Source organism: Frankia sp. QA3, from assembly GCF_000262465.1.
Classification (GTDB): Bacteria; Actinomycetota; Actinomycetes; order Frankiales; family Frankiaceae; genus Frankia.
Genome location: NZ_CM001489.1, coordinates 2,725,237 through 2,741,131 on the forward strand (window position 1 = coordinate 2,725,237; position 15,895 = coordinate 2,741,131).

At 67.9% G+C, this 15,895-nt stretch carries 14 protein-coding genes and 2 pseudogenes; 11 read left to right on the forward strand and 5 right to left on the reverse strand.

The features are described from left to right. The first annotated feature begins 10 nt into the window (after window positions 1-10). Both FRAQA3DRAFT_RS11090 and FRAQA3DRAFT_RS11095 read left to right on the forward strand, forming a co-directional pair. Window positions 11-1,360, forward strand: coding sequence for an MFS transporter (locus FRAQA3DRAFT_RS11090; RefSeq protein WP_009739138.1), 1,350 nt, complete (start codon window positions 11-13; stop codon window positions 1,358-1,360). 63 nt (window positions 1,361-1,423) lie between these two features. Beyond that, a pseudogene (locus tag FRAQA3DRAFT_RS11095) lies at window positions 1,424-1,903 on the forward strand (IS6 family transposase); the annotation flags it as partial. Window positions 1,904-2,383: 480 nt separating this feature from the next. Here FRAQA3DRAFT_RS11095 and FRAQA3DRAFT_RS11100 read toward each other — a convergent pair. Beyond that, window positions 2,384-3,106, reverse strand: a complete 723-nt coding sequence (locus tag FRAQA3DRAFT_RS11100; RefSeq protein ID WP_009739139.1) for a hypothetical protein — start codon at window positions 3,104-3,106, stop codon at window positions 2,384-2,386. Window positions 3,107-3,466: 360 nt separating this feature from the next. Here FRAQA3DRAFT_RS11100 and FRAQA3DRAFT_RS31510 point away from each other — a divergent pair, with 360 nt between their 5' ends. Then, entirely contained in the window at window positions 3,467-5,158 is a 1,692-nt protein-coding gene (locus tag FRAQA3DRAFT_RS31510; RefSeq protein ID WP_009739140.1) for a serine/threonine-protein kinase, read from the forward strand. A gap of 148 nt (window positions 5,159-5,306) precedes the next feature. After that, window positions 5,307-6,983 carry a serine/threonine-protein kinase gene (locus FRAQA3DRAFT_RS31515; RefSeq protein ID WP_009739141.1) on the forward strand — a complete coding sequence of 559 codons (1,677 nt, stop codon included), beginning with the start codon at window positions 5,307-5,309 and terminating at the stop codon, window positions 6,981-6,983. Window positions 6,984-7,068: 85 nt separating this feature from the next. Here FRAQA3DRAFT_RS31515 and FRAQA3DRAFT_RS11115 read toward each other — a convergent pair. Both FRAQA3DRAFT_RS11115 and FRAQA3DRAFT_RS11120 read right to left on the reverse strand, forming a co-directional pair. After that, window positions 7,069-7,341: pseudogene (locus FRAQA3DRAFT_RS11115) on the reverse strand (transposase family protein); the annotation flags it as partial. Window positions 7,342-7,377: 36 nt separating this feature from the next. Continuing rightward, a complete protein-coding gene (locus FRAQA3DRAFT_RS11120) occupies window positions 7,378-8,166 on the reverse strand; it encodes an SDR family oxidoreductase (protein WP_009739142.1) in 789 nt (262 codons plus the stop codon). A gap of 128 nt (window positions 8,167-8,294) precedes the next feature. Between FRAQA3DRAFT_RS11120 and FRAQA3DRAFT_RS11125 the strand changes: the two genes are divergently transcribed. The 4 genes from FRAQA3DRAFT_RS11125 to groL all read left to right on the forward strand — a co-directional run bounded on the left by FRAQA3DRAFT_RS11125 (window position 8,295) and on the right by groL (window position 11,582). After that, entirely contained in the window at window positions 8,295-8,891 is a 597-nt protein-coding gene (locus FRAQA3DRAFT_RS11125; RefSeq protein WP_009739143.1) for a TetR/AcrR family transcriptional regulator, read from the forward strand. A 113-nt stretch (window positions 8,892-9,004) separates the two neighbouring features. Further along, complete coding sequence (locus FRAQA3DRAFT_RS11130; RefSeq protein WP_198287074.1) at window positions 9,005-9,349, forward strand: hypothetical protein; 345 nt, start codon at window positions 9,005-9,007, stop codon at window positions 9,347-9,349. 27 nt (window positions 9,350-9,376) lie between these two features. Continuing rightward, window positions 9,377-9,775 (forward strand): hypothetical protein, encoded by a 399-nt coding sequence (locus tag FRAQA3DRAFT_RS11135; protein ID WP_157467291.1) that lies wholly within the window; start codon window positions 9,377-9,379, stop codon window positions 9,773-9,775. A gap of 178 nt (window positions 9,776-9,953) precedes the next feature. Next, window positions 9,954-11,582: a chaperonin GroEL gene (groL, locus tag FRAQA3DRAFT_RS11140; RefSeq protein WP_009739146.1), complete on the forward strand. Its 1,629-nt coding sequence runs from the start codon at window positions 9,954-9,956 to the stop codon at window positions 11,580-11,582. 274 nt (window positions 11,583-11,856) lie between these two features. On the opposite strand, the gene FRAQA3DRAFT_RS11145 is transcribed toward groL, so the two are convergent. Then, window positions 11,857-13,025 (reverse strand): IS3 family transposase gene (locus tag FRAQA3DRAFT_RS11145; protein ID WP_232292108.1). Its coding sequence is split into 2 segments (ribosomal slippage): window positions 11,857-12,767 and window positions 12,767-13,025, totalling 1,170 coding nucleotides; the frame shifts between segments, so codons are not numbered across the junction. Window positions 13,026-13,425: 400 nt separating this feature from the next. Here FRAQA3DRAFT_RS11145 and FRAQA3DRAFT_RS11155 point away from each other — a divergent pair. From FRAQA3DRAFT_RS11155 to FRAQA3DRAFT_RS11165, 3 genes are all read left to right on the forward strand, one after another. Continuing rightward, window positions 13,426-14,079 carry a class I SAM-dependent methyltransferase gene (locus FRAQA3DRAFT_RS11155; RefSeq protein WP_009739149.1) on the forward strand — a complete coding sequence of 218 codons (654 nt, stop codon included), beginning with the start codon at window positions 13,426-13,428 and terminating at the stop codon, window positions 14,077-14,079. A gap of 47 nt (window positions 14,080-14,126) precedes the next feature. Continuing rightward, entirely contained in the window at window positions 14,127-14,672 is a 546-nt protein-coding gene (locus FRAQA3DRAFT_RS11160) for a hypothetical protein (protein WP_009739150.1), read from the forward strand. A gap of 174 nt (window positions 14,673-14,846) precedes the next feature. Then, window positions 14,847-15,242, forward strand: coding sequence for a VOC family protein (locus FRAQA3DRAFT_RS11165; RefSeq protein ID WP_009739151.1), 396 nt, complete (start codon window positions 14,847-14,849; stop codon window positions 15,240-15,242). A 7-nt stretch (window positions 15,243-15,249) separates the two neighbouring features. Here the strand turns inward: FRAQA3DRAFT_RS11165 and FRAQA3DRAFT_RS34910 are convergent, their stop codons facing one another. Next, a complete protein-coding gene (locus FRAQA3DRAFT_RS34910) occupies window positions 15,250-15,426 on the reverse strand; it encodes a hypothetical protein (RefSeq protein ID WP_157467293.1) in 177 nt (58 codons plus the stop codon). Window positions 15,427-15,895: the final 469 nt, after the last annotated feature.

Consider the following 15,895-nt stretch of genomic DNA (forward strand, 5'->3'; position numbering starts at 1 on the left):
GCCTCACGCTGTGACGATTCGACAAGGATCGAACTATGAGCCTGGGAGCGAGGGCGGACTGCGCGGCTGGCAGCTCGGTGTGCTGGCGGCCGGCACGTTCACGCTGGGCGTCGACGGGTTCGTGCTCGCCGGCCTGCTGCCCGCGATTGCCGACGACCTGTCCGTGAGCATGTCCACCGCCGGCCAGCTCACCACGATCTTTTCCATCACCTACGCGGTCGGGTCGCCAGTGCTCGCGACCCTCACCGGCCACTGGGACCGGCGCCTGCTGCTCGGCGGCGGGCTGGCGTTGTTTCTTCTCGGGATGGCCGGCCAGGCGCTCGCCCCCTCCTACGCCGTGATGGCCGCCGGTCGGGTCGCCGCGGCCCTCGGTGCCGCGGCGTTCCAGTCCAACGCCTACGTCATGGCCGGCATGCTCGCCGGCAGCGAGCGTCGCGGCCGCGCGCTGGCCGCCGTCACCGCGGGTACCTCGCTCTCGACGGTGCTCGGGGTTCCCTTCGGTGTCCTGGCCGGACAGTGGTTCGGCTGGCGAGCGGTGCTGTGGGTCATCACGGCGCTCGCGGCGCTCACCGCGTTCTGCGTGCCCCTGCTACCCCGGGCCCACGTCCCCCCGACGAGCATGCGCGCCCGGCTGGGCGTGCTGACCCGGCCCGCGGTGCTCATGGTTCTACTCGCGACGATCGTGGTGCTCGCGCCGCCGTTCCTGCTGATCTCCTATCTGCCGGTCGTCCTGGGCATGGACGGCACGGAGGGCCGGCTCGTGGTGATACTGCTCGCGTTCGGGCTGGGCAGCCTGGTTGGCAACCGGCTGGTGGGTCGCCTGGTCGACGGTCGCGGCGCGCTGGGAGTGCTGCTGGTCGCCGTCGCCGGGCTCGCCGTGTCGTTCGCCCTGCTGGTGCCGGCGCGCGAGGAGTACGGCGCGGCGCTGGCCGTCCTCCTCGCCGTCGGCGCCTTCCAGGGACTGTCGATCACGCCGCAGCAGCACCGGCTTTTCGTCGTCGCCCCGGACGTCGCCACCGTCGCCCTCGGGCTCAACGGATCAGCGATCTACATCGGCAGCGCCCTCGGCGCCGCGCTCGGCGGCGTGACCCTCGACGTGGCCGGGGCGTCCACGATTCCGGCCGCGGCCGCCGTACTCGCCGCAGCAGGGCTCGCCCTCATCGCCACCACCGCCCCGGAACGACGACCCCGGACCGCCGCAACGCCAGTGGACACAGCGCCTACGGGCCCAGCGCCAGCAGGACCAGCGCCAGCAGGACCAGCGCCCGGGCAGCCGCGACCGCTGATGGACTCAAGCCCTTCCACGGCCGCCGGGTCTGCAGCCGCTTGCACTGCTCGGCAGCGTGAGTCCGGACGGTGACGACGACCTTGTGATCGAGAGAGCCGGTCGCGCTGGCGCTCGCGCATCCGGTACCAGCTCTCCAACCGACCTGGAGACAGGTGGTTCATCGACGAGACCTACGTGAAGGTCGCCGGCCGGTGGACCTACCTGTACCGGGCCGTGGACCAGCATGGCCAGGTCATCGACGTCCTGGCCAGCGCCCGACGCGACCAGGCCGCCGCCCGCCGGTTCTTCGGCCGGGCCTTGGCGCACGGCCGCCGGCCGGTCGAAGTCACCACCGACAAGGCACCCGTCCACCCACGCGTCCTCGACGAACCGCTTCCCGAAGCCTGCCACGTCGATGCCGCCCGGAAGAACAACCGGATCGAAGCCGATCACAGCCGGTTGAAGGCCCGACTCCGGCCGATGCGAGGGCTGAAACGGCTGCGTTCCGCACAGACGATCAGCGCCGGGCACGCCCTGATCCAGAACATCCGTAGCGGCCACGACGAACTCGCCGTCGACACCAACCCGCACCTACGGCTGGTAGCCGCGTTCACCGAACTCGCCCACGCTGTCTGAGCACCGCGCCTTCGAGGGCCCGGCATGCCCCGGCAGCTCGCAAGGCAACAGCGCCGCCGGAAGAACTCATACTAAAAACAGCCACCTTAGGTAGCTGTTTGATTTCCTAGAGTGTCCGAGGGGGGACTAGGTCACTATGCACACGCCCTTAACCAGCGCACGCGCTTTCCCGCCCTTCGGCCGGCAGGTGACCGGTGACCGCGAGCGAGGAGGACATCGCATAGACAGCAGAGATCTGCGGGTCCAGCCGCTTGTTTCACCCGGCGGCCGGCGGCGAGGTCATCGCCCCTCGTTTCATGATCCAAATTGTTGCCGTATGGCTAGGTCGACATGATTGACTATCTTGACCATGCGGACGGTCGGGCCGCTCAGATCCATCCGCGACTGGCCAGCGGGCGGATGGCGAGAGGCTGATGGGGGACTTCGACGCCGAGGTCCAGCCCCTCGTGGGGCTGGACCATCCCCATACCGCCCGGGCGCCTAGCCGGAGGCGCCGGACAGAGAGGGGAAGGCCTCGCACCGTGCTGGCGTACCGGAAACAATCAGGCCGTCGGTGGAGAATCCCACCCGCTGGCCCGGATTGATGGCATCGACATAGTGCTCTCCCCCACCGATGATGGTCCCGGCCGCGTCGAAGCAGACAACGCTGCAGACAACGCTGACGTAGACCTGATGTACCGGCTGTTGATACCCGCCGACGATCTCGCCGAGGACCTGACTGCTACCGGATCCCGTCCCTTGCTGGAGATGCACTCCCACGGCGGTGAACTTCGACTCCGGATGATCGTCCTTCTGCGCCAGATTCTCCAACGGACTCACGGTCGCGACCACCCGACTGATCTGCGATCCGGCAGGAACCTCGATGGACGTCCCCACCGCCATGCTGCTGCCGGCCCGCATGATCGGAGCCGACGTCGACGACTGCCCAATGACCGCCGCGGCCTGGTCATACACGGAGAACGACGCGGTAAGGCCGGTGATGAGGTCGGTGTTGTTGCTGACCATCGTGACCGCCCAGACATAGTCCGGCAGCCCAGAACCAGCACCGGAGCGGGCAACCCCGAAACCGATCCTGCCCGCCACCAGCTTCCCAGCCGCACCACTCGACGTCCCCGCAGGCGCGGGCTGCGACTGCGACGAGCTCGCGGCGTCAGCCCCACCACAGCCCGCCAACAGCCCGAACGCCAGCAGCGCCGACACCATCCATCCCCCGCACTTCCCCACACTTCCCCCGTATCGCCGACCATAGGACGGGCCCTCCTCGCATACCGTTGTCACGTCACCAGGCGAGGGCCGGCAACATCGCAACGCCCAGCGCTCCGCCAGCACATGCCGCTGGCATTGACGCGGACCGTGCGGGTGCGGCACCAGCTCGGCGCACTGTCGGCAGGCGGAACAGCGCGCCCATCTGCAGCCTGGAAAGCCAGAATCAACCCAACCCCAGGCCACCGGATGGCAATAAACGACTGTGGTGGGACGGTGCGTTCCAGCGAGCCGCAAAGCCATCGGTGTGTGCCGATACGTTTGCTTGTCGCGTGCGCAAGGGAACCTCGGGGGTAACACATGGCACTCGGGCCGCTACGGCCATCCGACCCGGCCGACATCGGCGGGTTCAAGATCTCCGCCCGTCTCGGCGCCGGCGGTATGGGCGTCGTCTACCTCGCCGCCGACGGTGCGGGCCGACCCGTCGCCCTGAAGCTCGTGCGGGACGAGATCGCCGGCGACCCGGAGTTCCGGGCCCGCTTTCGCCGCGAGGTCGCCGCCTGCCAAGCCGTCAAGGGCCAGTGCACCGCCGCCGTCGTCGCCTGGGACGCCGAATCCGACCAGCCGTGGCTGGCCACCGAGTACGTTGCCGGCCCGAGTCTGCACGACCTGGTCAGGGGCGACGGGCCGCTGACCGCGGAGATGCTCTCGACGCTCGCGCTCGGGCTCGCCGAAGCACTGGCCGCGATCCACCGTGCCGGCCTCGTCCATCGAGACCTCAAGCCAGCAAACGTGCTGATCTCCCCGACCGGACCACGTGTCATCGACTTCGGCATCGCCGCCGCGGTTGATGCCACCTCCGCGACCCGCTCCGGCCTCGTCGTCGGCAGCCCGGGCTACCTCGCACCCGAACAGGTCCTCACCGACGTGCCGGTCGGACCACCGACCGACGTGTTCGCCTGGGCACTCACCGTCCTCTACTCGGCATCGGGCAAGCCACCGTTCGGCACCGGCCGCCCAGATGCCCTGCTGTACCGGGTCCTGCACGAGACACCGGACACCTCCGCGCTCCCGGACACGCTGGCACCCCTTGTCACCGCGGCGCTCCACCGCGACCCGGCGGCGCGTCCCACCGCCGCCGACCTGCTCACGCGGCTCACCGCCGACGCCGACGATCCCGAGCGGGCGGCGACCCAGATTCTGGCCAACGCGTGGCGGCTGCCCGCCAGTGCCGTAGCCCCGGCCGAACCGGCCCTGGTCAGCATCGCCGCGGGCGCGACGTCGGCACTCGCCACCGCCCCGCTGACCGATCCCACCTCCCACAGCCCCGGCCCGACCCCGGGTTACGGAACGGCCGCTCCCGGCCCGAGCAGGTTCGTCCCGGCCGTCCCACCGACCTCGCCGCCTGCGCCGGGACGTCCGGCCCCAACGGGCCGGTGGCTCTGGGCACTCGCCGTCAGCATTGTCGTCATCGCTGTGATCGCGAGCGTGTCCATCGTTGTGGTGCGCGCTCAGAACAACCACGTGGCCAAGGTCTCCGCGCCGCCACCCACGCAGTTCGCGCCCACCGGCCCGGCAGGTCAGGTCACGACCGCCAGCTTGCCAAGTCCCACGGCGGTCGCCACCCAGGCGAACGGTATTCCCGTGACTCCGCCCTACCACTACGACAATGCCACAGGCGTCTGCGCCCCCACATCAGCGAACGTGCCCCCCATGAAGACCACCAGCGACATTCTCACCAGCGTCCTCGACTACAACGCGCCGGTCGACGAAGCCCAGGCCGCCCCCATCAAGACCCGCGACCCGAAGGCCACGACAGGGGCAGGCTCGACCCCCGTCCTCATCACCATCGTCACCCCATCCGGCCACGCCTTCTATGACCAGTTCGCGCTTCAGAACTCCGACTGGAACGAGGTCTACTTTCCATCCGATTTCACCGGCGAACCGGTCGAGCCGGAGGTCGGCAGCTACACCGTGATCTGGGCGCTCCACACCGACGACAACCTGCCGAGCTACTTCGACTGCGGGGGCTTCAGCTACAGCCGCGGCTGACCCCGCCCCCACCACAGCGGCGGCGAACGGGCGCAGGCCGCCGTCCCCAGCGGCCGAGCACCGTCGGCATCCTGCCCCTACGCGCCAGATGGCAGCCCGCGAGTACGGGAGACAGCCCGCACGACAGGATAAGGAGCGAAGAGAACGTATGAAGCCGCCAACGCGGCTGGGACCGATTGAGATCCTTCGCCAGATCGGCGCCGGCGGGATGGGCGCCGTCTACGAGGGAGTTCTCGACGGTGCCCGGGTTGCCGTGAAGGTCATCAAACCGGAGTACGCCGCAGACACGGAGTACCGCGCCAGGTTCAAGCGGGAGATCCAGCTGGTGCGCCGGGTATCCGGCACCTGCACTGCCCGCATCGTCGCCGCCGACGCTGACGCCGACCCGCCGTACCTCGCGACCGAGTACCTCGACGGCCCGAACCTGATGGACCACGTGCGCCGGAACGGCCCGATGGACGAGACGGTCGTCCGGGCGCTGGCCGTCGGGCTCGCCGAGGCGCTGGTCGCGATCCACAGCGTCGGCGTGGTGCACCGTGACCTGAAGCCGTCCAACGTGCTCCTCACTCCACTGCGGCCCAAGGTCGTCGACTTCGGCATCGCTGCGGCTGCCGATGTCACGGTGCTGACCCGCTTTGGGGAAGCGATCGGCAGCCCCGCGTTCATGAGTCCCGAACAGGTCCGCGGCGACACGGCGACCGGGGCGACAGATGTATTCGCATGGGCAGCCACGGTCGCCTTCGCGGCCACCGGACGCTCACCATTCGGCAACGGTGGCGCCCAGACCGTGATGAGCCGTGTCCTCAACGACCCGGCTGACCTCGACGGCGTACCGACAACACTGCTCCCGTCGCTCACCGCCGCCCTGGCCAAGGACCCACAGCAGCGCCCCGACATCCGCCACCTGCTGCGTGCCCTGCTCGACGAGACCGACCGTACCCAGCTGACGGCCGACGAGGACCTCGAACCCGCGGTCACCCGAATGCTCGCCACGAACTGGACGCCCGCACCAACCCGCGGCGCTTCCCGGCCTTGGCTGCCCGCGCTGGCTCCCACCGAAGCCGGCGCAACCCCGCTGCGGGCCCCAGCGCCCGGAGGCACCATCCCACAGCAGACCGCCCCGCCCACCATCATCGAGATGGCCGCAACACCGCCGGCGCCCTCCGGTGGCGGCAGGCAACGGCCGCCTGGCTTGCGTGTCGCCGGCCCCGTTACCGCGATCGCCATTTCAGTCGTGATCGCCGTGGCTCTGGTCGCCACGACCCTTCACCTCACCCGACCTACCACGACCACCGCCGCGCACGATGCCGGGGAACCGGCAGCCACAACCCCGGCATCGCCGGCCTCAGACACGGCCGCTCCGGCCGCCGCCGTGCGATCCCCCGCGGCCACCGTCAGCCCCGACCAGCTCGCACCAGGCGTGCAGATGTTCCTCTACGCGATGGATACCGGCGCCAAGCGCTGGATGTGGAGAATCCAGGACCTGCAGTACGGGACGACCAGCGGCGCCGTTTACCAGGCCCCGCTGCTCGGCGCCTGGTGGGCACTCGCCGACTGGTGCCACGACCACGGCCGCGGTCTGGTCGGCGAGTGCTACGACTACGCGGCCAACTACGTCTACTTCTGGTTCACCTATGATCCGCGCCAGATCAACTCCCGTACCTGGACCGGCGGCGCGATCGGGAGCAACATCTTCGACGGCCATGACGCGACCGAGCCCTTCCTCGGCATCACCACGCCGTCGACCGAGGCGCTGATGGACAACCGCCCCGGGGTCGACATGCTGTGCACCCCCAACTGCGCGGCCGTGCTCGACCGTTCCTGAATGGGCTACCGGCGAGTTTGTTCGCGAGAAAACTTACAGTCATCTCGTTGAGCTTTACTCAATGCAACAGCCAGTAAGCCTTTTTTCAACCTCGGTCTGTGGCGTCAAGGCGGAGGGTGAGGACGGCCTGGACGAGGCTGGTGATGCGGGTGGTGGAGCAGCGGATCTTGCGTAGCAGGCGCCAGGTCTTGAGTGCGGCGAGGCCGCCGGCGCGGATGTCATGGACCGCGCCGGGCAGGGCGGGTGAGGCCCACAGCAGCCGGCCGGCGGGGTCGGCAAGAAGCTGCACGTTCATCCCATGCTTCTTGTGCTTGCCAGAGTAGAACGGCCCGTCGGCGGCGATCCGGTCGATGGGCAGCCCGCATGCGGGATCTGGCCGGCACCGCCCCTGTGGTCACACTGTCTTTATCGCGCCTCCGTCGATGATGTGGTCCGCCCCGGTGGTGCTGCCGGCGAGGGGCGAGGCGAGGTAGGCGACGAGGGCGGCGACCTCGTCGGGGCTTACGAGCCTGCCGGTGACCATGCCCATGGCGGTCGGGAGATGGGCCAGGAGCTGTTCCTGTTCCAGGCCCATCGACCTGGCCAGCTCGGCTCCGTAGCCGTCGGGGCTTTCCCACATGTCCGTGCGGACGGGACCGGGCGAGACGGTGTTGACGCGCACGCCCTGGGGGCCGAACTCCTCGGCCAGCGCCTTGCCGAACGCGGTCAGTGCAGCCTTGGCGGTGGTGTAGGTCATGGGGCCCGCATGCGGGGTCCTGGCTCCGTTGGAGGAGATATTGACGATGGCGCCGCGGCTGTTGGTGAGGTGCGGCAGCGCGGCCCGGGTAGTGCGGACCGAGGCGAGGAAATTCAGGTCGAACGCGTCGTACCACTGCTGGTCAGTGAAGGTGAGGAAGCCGCCCGTCTGGCCCTCCCCGGCATCGCCGCCGCCGACGTTGTTGACCAGGAGATCCAGCCCGCCGAGCTCGGCTTCGGCCTGGGCGACGAGCCGGGCAGGGCCGTCGGCTTTCGAGAGGTCCTCGGACACGCCGATCGCGCCGGTGGCCTTGAGCTCCGGTGTGATCGTCCGTGCCGCGGCCACCACCCGCATGCCCTCGCTCACCAGTGCGGAGACGATGGCCAAGCCGATCCCCCGGCTCGCGCCGGTCACGACAGCGGCCTTGCTGGTCAGCTGCAGGTCCACGGAGCACCCCTCTCCATAGATGAGTCTTACTCGATGCGTTAACACTACAACATGCAACATTTATGTTGCATGTTACGGATGAATGGCGACCGTCCAGTAGTATCTCGGCGGGTTGGAGAGGGAGCCTCGTGGATCAGAAGAGTCAACAGCGGCCACTGCGCGCGGACGCGGAGCGGACCGTGAGGGCAATCCTGGAAGCCGCCGAGCGTGTCCTCAGCTCCAATCCGGCGGCCACTGTGGAGCAGATCGCGGAGGCGGCGGGCGTCGCTCGAACGACCGTGCACCGCCGGTTCACCAGCCGCGAGGCCCTCGTGGACGCCCTGACAGCCTGGGCAACGCGGCAGTTCCACGAAGCCGTGACGAGCGCCCATCCCGACACCGCTCCACCACTGGTCGCCCTCTATCAAGCGACCGCCAACGTTCTCCGGGTCAAGATCGGATGGGGGTTCGCAATGAGCAGGACCACACCGGAGGACCCCGACGTGGCACGAGCACATGCCGATGTGCTCGATCAGTGCGACCGCCTGTTCCAGCGCGCACTGGAAGCCGGTGTGCTACGCCCTGACACCGACCTGGCGTGGGCTCGCCGCGTCTATTACGCCCTCATTCACGAGGCCGCCCAGAATCGCTCGGACGAAGCCGGCGATGTCGATGAACGGGCAACCCTCGTGGTCGACACATTGTTGCGTGGCGTGGGTCGACAGGGCAGCTTCCTCAGCTCTTGACGAGTTCTTTGCACTGCGCACCCCGATGAGCCGAGTGGGGGTTTGGGCCTGCGTAGGCTGCACAAGTGATCGCCCAATGCATCAAGATCATAAATCTTGCGACGTTGGCGGTTGTGAGCGAGCATCCGGCCATCAGAGTGGGCGAGGACTACCCGGTTCTGGAGGTGTTCGCCGAACGAACTCGGGCGCTGTTCCGCCTCCCGGATCGGGTTGAAAGCAGAGAGCCCATCGATACCCCCGGCATGTGGGACGCAGCCATGTTCGAGATCGTGTCCGAGCGGATGCCGACGTGCTGGGTGGCCGGGCTGGACGAGGGCAGGCTGACGCCGGCAGCTCAGGAGTGGCAACGCCCCGTTGTCTGGAAGGAGTACTTCGACCACCTGTCGGCCGCGGTGGCCGAGTACGACCGACTGAAGGCTCAGAAGATCATCGCCGAGGGGGATCGCTTAGCCGAGTGATGCGACTCCGGCCTCGCTGTGACCGGCTTGGGCTCGCATCCGCTCGGCCTGCTGTTTCTTGTCGGCGAGGTGTCTCAAGCTCTCCCGCAGGCCGGCGGCCTCGCCAAGCCACTGCATTCGCTGGGCCTCCCCGAGTCGCTGGCGGGTGTTGGTCTCGATCTCCAGCAGCCGGAGCTCCTGGGCCAGGTCGAGCCGGAGCATAAGGCACCTGACCGCCGGTTCGCCTCATGGGGGCGTGGGTTCGGGCCGACCGCCATCGGCGGCGCCGCCCACCTGATCGTCCGCTTCACCAGCGGCCACGAAACCACCCGCGACCTCGTCACACTCGCATGGTCCACACTGCTGCCGTTGGCCTGGCTGGTCATGGTGTCGAGGACCCCACTTCAGGGTGGAATGACGGCGGATGCGGCTCCGACGTGGTGGTGACCTCGTTTTCGGAGGTTCTGCGGGCTATACAGTGGCTGGCACTCAGCGAGGTCGAGTGCCAATCCTCGGTGCGACGGGTGCCTGCATGAACGCCGAGCACCGTCCGCGGTGCCGGGCACCCCATCGATGACTGGTACCTCTCCGCGCAGGCTTGCCCCCCTGAGAGGACCCATCACGCATGCCAAAGATGATCGCCTTCGATGAGGAGGCTCGGCGCGGCCTGGAGCGCGGCATGAACCAGCTGGCCGATGCCGTCAAGGTCACGCTCGGTCCGAAGGGTCGCAACGTCGTACTGGCGAACAAGTTCGGTCTCCCCACGATCACCAACGACGGTGTGAGTATCGCCAGAGAGATCGAGCTGGAGAACTCCTACGAACGGATCGGTGCGGAGCTCGTCAAGGAAGTCGCGAAGAAGACCAACGACGTCGCGGGTGACGGCACCACGACCGCGACCATCCTGGCTCAGGCCCTGGTGCGCGAGGGTCTGCGCAACGTGGCCGCCGGCGCCAACCCCCTCGGCCTGAAGAAGGGCATCGAGGTCGCGGTCGAGCGCGTCTCCGAGGAGCTGTCGAAGCAGGCCAAGGAGGTCGAGACCAAGGAGCAGATCGCCTCCACGGCGTCGATCTCCGCCGGCGACCCGGCCATCGGCGGTCTCATCGCCGAGGCCCTCGACAAGGTCGGCAAGGAAGGCGTCGTCACCGTCGAGGAGAGCAACACCTTCGGTCTGGAGCTGGAGCTCACCGAGGGCATGCGCTTCGACAAGGGCTACATCTCGCCGTACTTCGTCACGGACGCCGACCGTCAGGAGGCCGTCCTCGACGACCCGTACATCCTGATCGTCAACAGCAAGATCGCCGCGGTGAAGGACCTGCTCCCGCTGCTGGAGAAGGTCATGCAGACCAGCAAGCCGCTGGTCATCATCTCCGAGGACGTCGAGGGCGAGGCCCTGGCGACCCTGGTCGTCAACAAGATCCGCGGCACCTTCAAGAGTGTCGCGGTGAAGGCCCCCGGCTTCGGGGACCGCCGCAAGGCGATCCTGGGCGACATCGCCATCCTCACCGGCGGCCAGGTCATCTCCGAGGACGTCGGTCTCAAGCTCGAGAGCACCTCGCTCGACCTGCTCGGCCGCGCGCGGAAGGTCGTCGTCACCAAGGACGAGACCACCGTCGTCGAGGGCTCGGGCGACCCCGACCAGATCGCCGGTCGGGTCAGCCAGATCCGCAACGAGATCGAGAAGTCCGACTCGGACTACGACCGCGAGAAGCTCCAGGAGCGCCTCGCGAAGCTGGCCGGCGGCGTCGCCGTCATCAAGGTCGGCGCGGCCACCGAGGTCGAGCTCAAGGAGAAGAAGCACCGCATCGAGGACGCGGTGTCCAACGCGAAGGCCGCCGTCGAGGAGGGCATCGTCGCCGGTGGCGGCGTCGCGCTGCTCCAGGCGTCGATCACCGCCTTCGAGAAGCTGGACCTGTCCGGTGACGAGGCGACCGGGGCGAACATCGTCCGGCTCGCGCTCGAGGCGCCCATCAAGCAGATCGCCTTCAACAGCGGTCTCGAGGGCGGCGTCGTGGTCGACAAGGTCCGCAACCTCCCGACCGGCCACGGTCTGAACGCGGCCACCGGCGAGTACGTCGACCTGATCGCCACCGGCATCATCGACCCGGCCAAGGTCACCCGCTCCGCGCTGCAGAACGCCGCGTCAATCGCCGGCCTGTTCCTCACCACCGAGGCCGTGGTGGCGAACACCCCGGAATATGCGGCGGCCGACGCCGCCAACGTGGACGCCGCCATGCGCAGTCAGGGTTTCTGAGCCGTCGCGTCGGACCGCCCGCAGGCCCTGACATCGTTGGGCCCGCGGGCGGTCCGGGCCACGCACCGGGACCGGCGCTGTTGCATCCGGAGGAAACGACACGGCACTGTTGTATTAGCGGGCACTGTTGCATTGGTGAAGTCCGCCATCGCGAAGCTGCCGACCAGTCATGATCGAACAATGGGTCGAGGTACGGTCACTCCGCCAGCGCCGGTGTCGGAGTTCGCCGGGTTGAAGCTGCCCCGGTTTCGTTCACACCTAGGACTTTGAACGATTATGCTGCGTTATCGTACTCGTAGAAAAGGGCTTCGTGCTCGTGGGGGCTGAGGTATCCGTTGGTGGAGTGACGGCGTCGCCGGTTGTAGAAGCCCTCGATGAAGTCGAAGATGGCGGCCCGGGCCTGATCGTGTGTGGCGAAGGTGGTGCGATCGAGGAGTTCACATTCGAGAGTTGCGAAGAACGACTCGGTGACCGCATTGTCGTAACAGTCGCCGGCGGATCCGACGGAGCGCTTCACCTGGTGGCGGCGGCAGATCTTTGCGAACTCCCGAGACAAATATTGCGTTCCTTGATCGGAGTGGTGGATCACTCCTGGTGCTGGGCGACGGTGGCTCAGTGCCATTTTCAGCGCGTCGGCGACGAGTGGGGTTTTCTGCTCGGCGGACATCGACCAGCCCACGATCCGCCGCGAGTACAGATCGAGGACGACCGCCAGGTAGAGCCAGCCCTGGTCGGTCGGGACGTAGGTGACGTCGGCGGTCCAGACCTGGTTCGGGGCCGGGGCGGTGAAGTCACGGTTGACCAGGTCGGGTGGCAGGTGCGCTGCGCGGTCGGACCGGGTCAGGCTGACGCGTCGGCGGCGGTGAACTCCTTGCAGGCCAGCCTGTTTCATGAGCCGGGCGACTCTCTTGCGGCTGACGTGCACGCCGGCGGCGGCCAGGTCGGCGCGCACCCGCGGTGCGCCGTAGGTGGCCCGGGACGCGGCATGCACCGCTGTGATCTTCGTGGTCAGTGTCTGGTCGGCCGCGGTCCGGGCGGACTGCCCGCCGCGGCGACGCCAGGCGTAGTAGCCCTCGCGTGACACACCGAGCACGCGGGCCAGAACGGAGACAGAGTGGTGTGTTTTCTCCGCATCGATCAGAGCGAACTTCATTTCTGACCGGTCTCCGTCACGAAGAAAATCGTGGCCTTGCGGAGGATGTCGCGTTCCTCGCAAAGCTGCCGGTTCTCCTTCCGGAGACGGCTCAGTTCCTCCCGCTCGGCAGTGGTCATCTCGTCTGCTCGGGCGTCGTCCTCGCGGGAGGCTTCCCGCACCCAGTTACGGATCGACTGTCCCGACGGGCCGTATTCCTTCGCCAGTTCCTCGGGCAGCCGGCCAGCCCGGACAAGACCCACCATCTGCTGGCGGAACTCCTCCGTGTAAGGCGGTTTTGATCTCGGCACCTGCACTCCTCCCTGGGGTCATTATCTCAAAGAGCCCAGGTGTGAACAGGATCGGGCCAACTTCCCTACAATCCCGGTAGGGATCGCGTGATGTTGGCCGGAACGCACGCTCGGCGGTGCCTTGTTGGCCAGTGCCAGCGCACCGGATGCCACCGCAGTTGGCCAGCCCAAGCACGGCCAGCCCAAGCACGGCCAGCACGTCGCACGGATCAGCGGCTCGCGCGTGGAGGGGTGCCGGTAAGAAACGTGTCACCAGCCGCAAACGGCGATGATCTATCCGGCTGCCGGCGGCATGGAGTTCGCGGAGGTCGGGTGAGACCGGCCCCGGTAGCGGGCAGGGTTCCGGCCGCGTTGGTGGACAGGCCGATGATCGTGTGGCCCACGCCTAGGATGGTCGGCCATGACCGAGTCTGCCCCGAGCTATCTGGCGACCGTCGCGGCGGCCTATGACGGCGTGGCCGAGGTGTACGCGGAGCTTTTCGCCGACGTGCTCGACCGCCAACCGCTGGAGCGTGCGCTGCTGTCCGCGTTCGCCGACCTCGTGCGCCCCCTGCCCGGCCCGGTCGCGGACCTTGGCTGCGGGCCCGGCTACGCCACGGCCCACCTGCACCGCTCGGGGCTGGACGTGTTCGGTGTGGACCTGTCGCCGGAGATGATCACCATCGCTCGACGCTCACATCCACAGCTGCGGTTCGAGGTGGGCACGATGACCGCGCTGGACCTGCCGGACCGCATCCTCAGCGGCGCCCTCTGCCGCTACTCGCTCATCCACACCCCACCCGCCGACATCCCCGCCATCCTTGCAGAGGTCCACCGCGTCCTGGCACCCGGCGGCCACCTGCTGCTCGGTTTCCTGGCCACCGACGAGCCCGCGGCCGGAGTACACCCCTACGACCACCGGGTCACCGGCGCCTACCGCTGGCCACCCGACCACCTCACCGGACTGGCAAGGCAGGCAGGGCTGGTCGAGGTCGCCCAGCTGGTGCGAGCACCGACAGACGAAGAACGAGGCCGACAGGCACAGCTGCTGGCCCGCCGCCCGCAGGAGACGTAAGCCTCCACCGGACTACGCCGGTACCGGCACCGAGGGGAAGGGGTGCGATGGACTGGGGCACACTGGTTGCCACCGCCAGCGGCGCGGTCATCGCGATCGCCGGCACCGTCCTGGCCGATCATCTGCGTGGCCGGCGCGAGGACGACCGAGGCCACTTGCAGCGGCGGCGGGATGCCTACATCGCGTTCATCGTGGCCGCGGGTGTCTGCCACACCCGGCTGCGCCAGATCGCCCAGGACAGCGCCGGCAACGGTGACCTCGACGCGGCGTCGCGGGCGGTGCTGGCCGACGCGGGCATCTACGACGTGCGCGAGCGGTTGTTCATCGACGCCACCGCGACGGTCGCCGGCGCCGGCCAGGCGATGTTCGAGCGGCTGCGCGCGTTGCGGCACGTGGTCGCCACTGGAGCTGGCCTATCGTCGGCGGCATTCCACGACGCCTACCACCCCTATCTCGACACTGTTTGGCGCTACCGGGCGGCCGTTCGCGCCGAGTTGGAGGCCACCGCACTATCGCCTATGGACTTCGGCTGGGACAGCTGGGACGGCAACGACCGCTGCCCGCTCTGCCGATCGGCCTCTGGCGACGCCTGACCGGAGGCGGTTCTACCCTGGCTGCGAACGCGCCAGGTTGCCCACCGGCCTGACCGAATCGCGATATAGCGCCGCTCTTGACGCGAGCTTGATCCTACGGGTTTAGCTGGCCAATCCGGACTGCCGAGATGGCCGCAGAGACCAAGGCGATCAGCGAGTTCCTATAGTGACACCATGACTTCGCTCATACGCAGTATCGAGTTCGACTGCGCCGATGCCTACGCTCTTGGGTCCTTTTGGGCAGAGGTCCTGGGAGGGGTCCTCCACGAGGACGACCGGCCCGAGGTCCCGGAGGTACTCGTGAGCACCGGAGAGGGCAGCGGGCCAGGCCTGCTGTTCCTCGCCGTACCCGAGGGCAAGAAGGTCAAGAACCGGCTGCACCTGGATCTTCAGCCACAGGACCGATCTCGGGATGAAGAAGTCGAGCGGCTGTTGGGCCTAGGCGCCAAGCTTGTCGCGGACTTCCGCAAGCCGGACGGTACGGGCTGGGTCGTTATGATCGACATTGAAGGGAACGAGTTCTGTGTGGAGCGCAGTCAGGCAGAGCGGATCTTGACCGGGGATATCTAGTGCCTCGTCAGGCCACGTTCGCCCGCTGGACGATCTGCCGCAGTTTCTGATCTTCTGCGTGCTGGTTCCGCCGGGCGATGTAGTCGTAGATCATCTGGTTCTGGGTGCCGTGGTCGGCATGGTCGGTGCCGTTGAGGGCGAAGTAGCGCAGCGCGGTGAACTGGGCTTCGGACTGGCCAACCATGACGGTCGGTGGCCATCTACTGGCCAACCGACACGGCGAGTTGGCCATCTGTCCGCGATTCCTACAGCGTCTGTAGGGATCGCTCGAAAATGAGCATTCGGTCCTGGGAGTTCGGGCCTATCTGAGCAGCATCGTCGGCTGTTTGATCGGGATAGCTGAGCAGGCGACGTGCGGTCTCATGTGGATTGACGCCCCTCGCCGGCTACTGAACGTCGTCGCCGGGTGAGGTCGAAAGGCGGGGTTGGGGCCCCTCGTGCGGGACGGCTCGCGGGTTCGACGTGGGCAGCCGGCATCGTCAGATCGACTTGACGTCAGGCCGATCTGACGACAGGGTGGGCGAGTGATCACTCCTGATGCCGTCGAAATGCAGGTGACGTTGCGGACCGCGGTCGCCCGTTATGAGCAGTTGCGCACGCGTGACTCGCTGGCCGATCCGAACGCGCTGGACTCCGACGTGGGCGACGCGCAG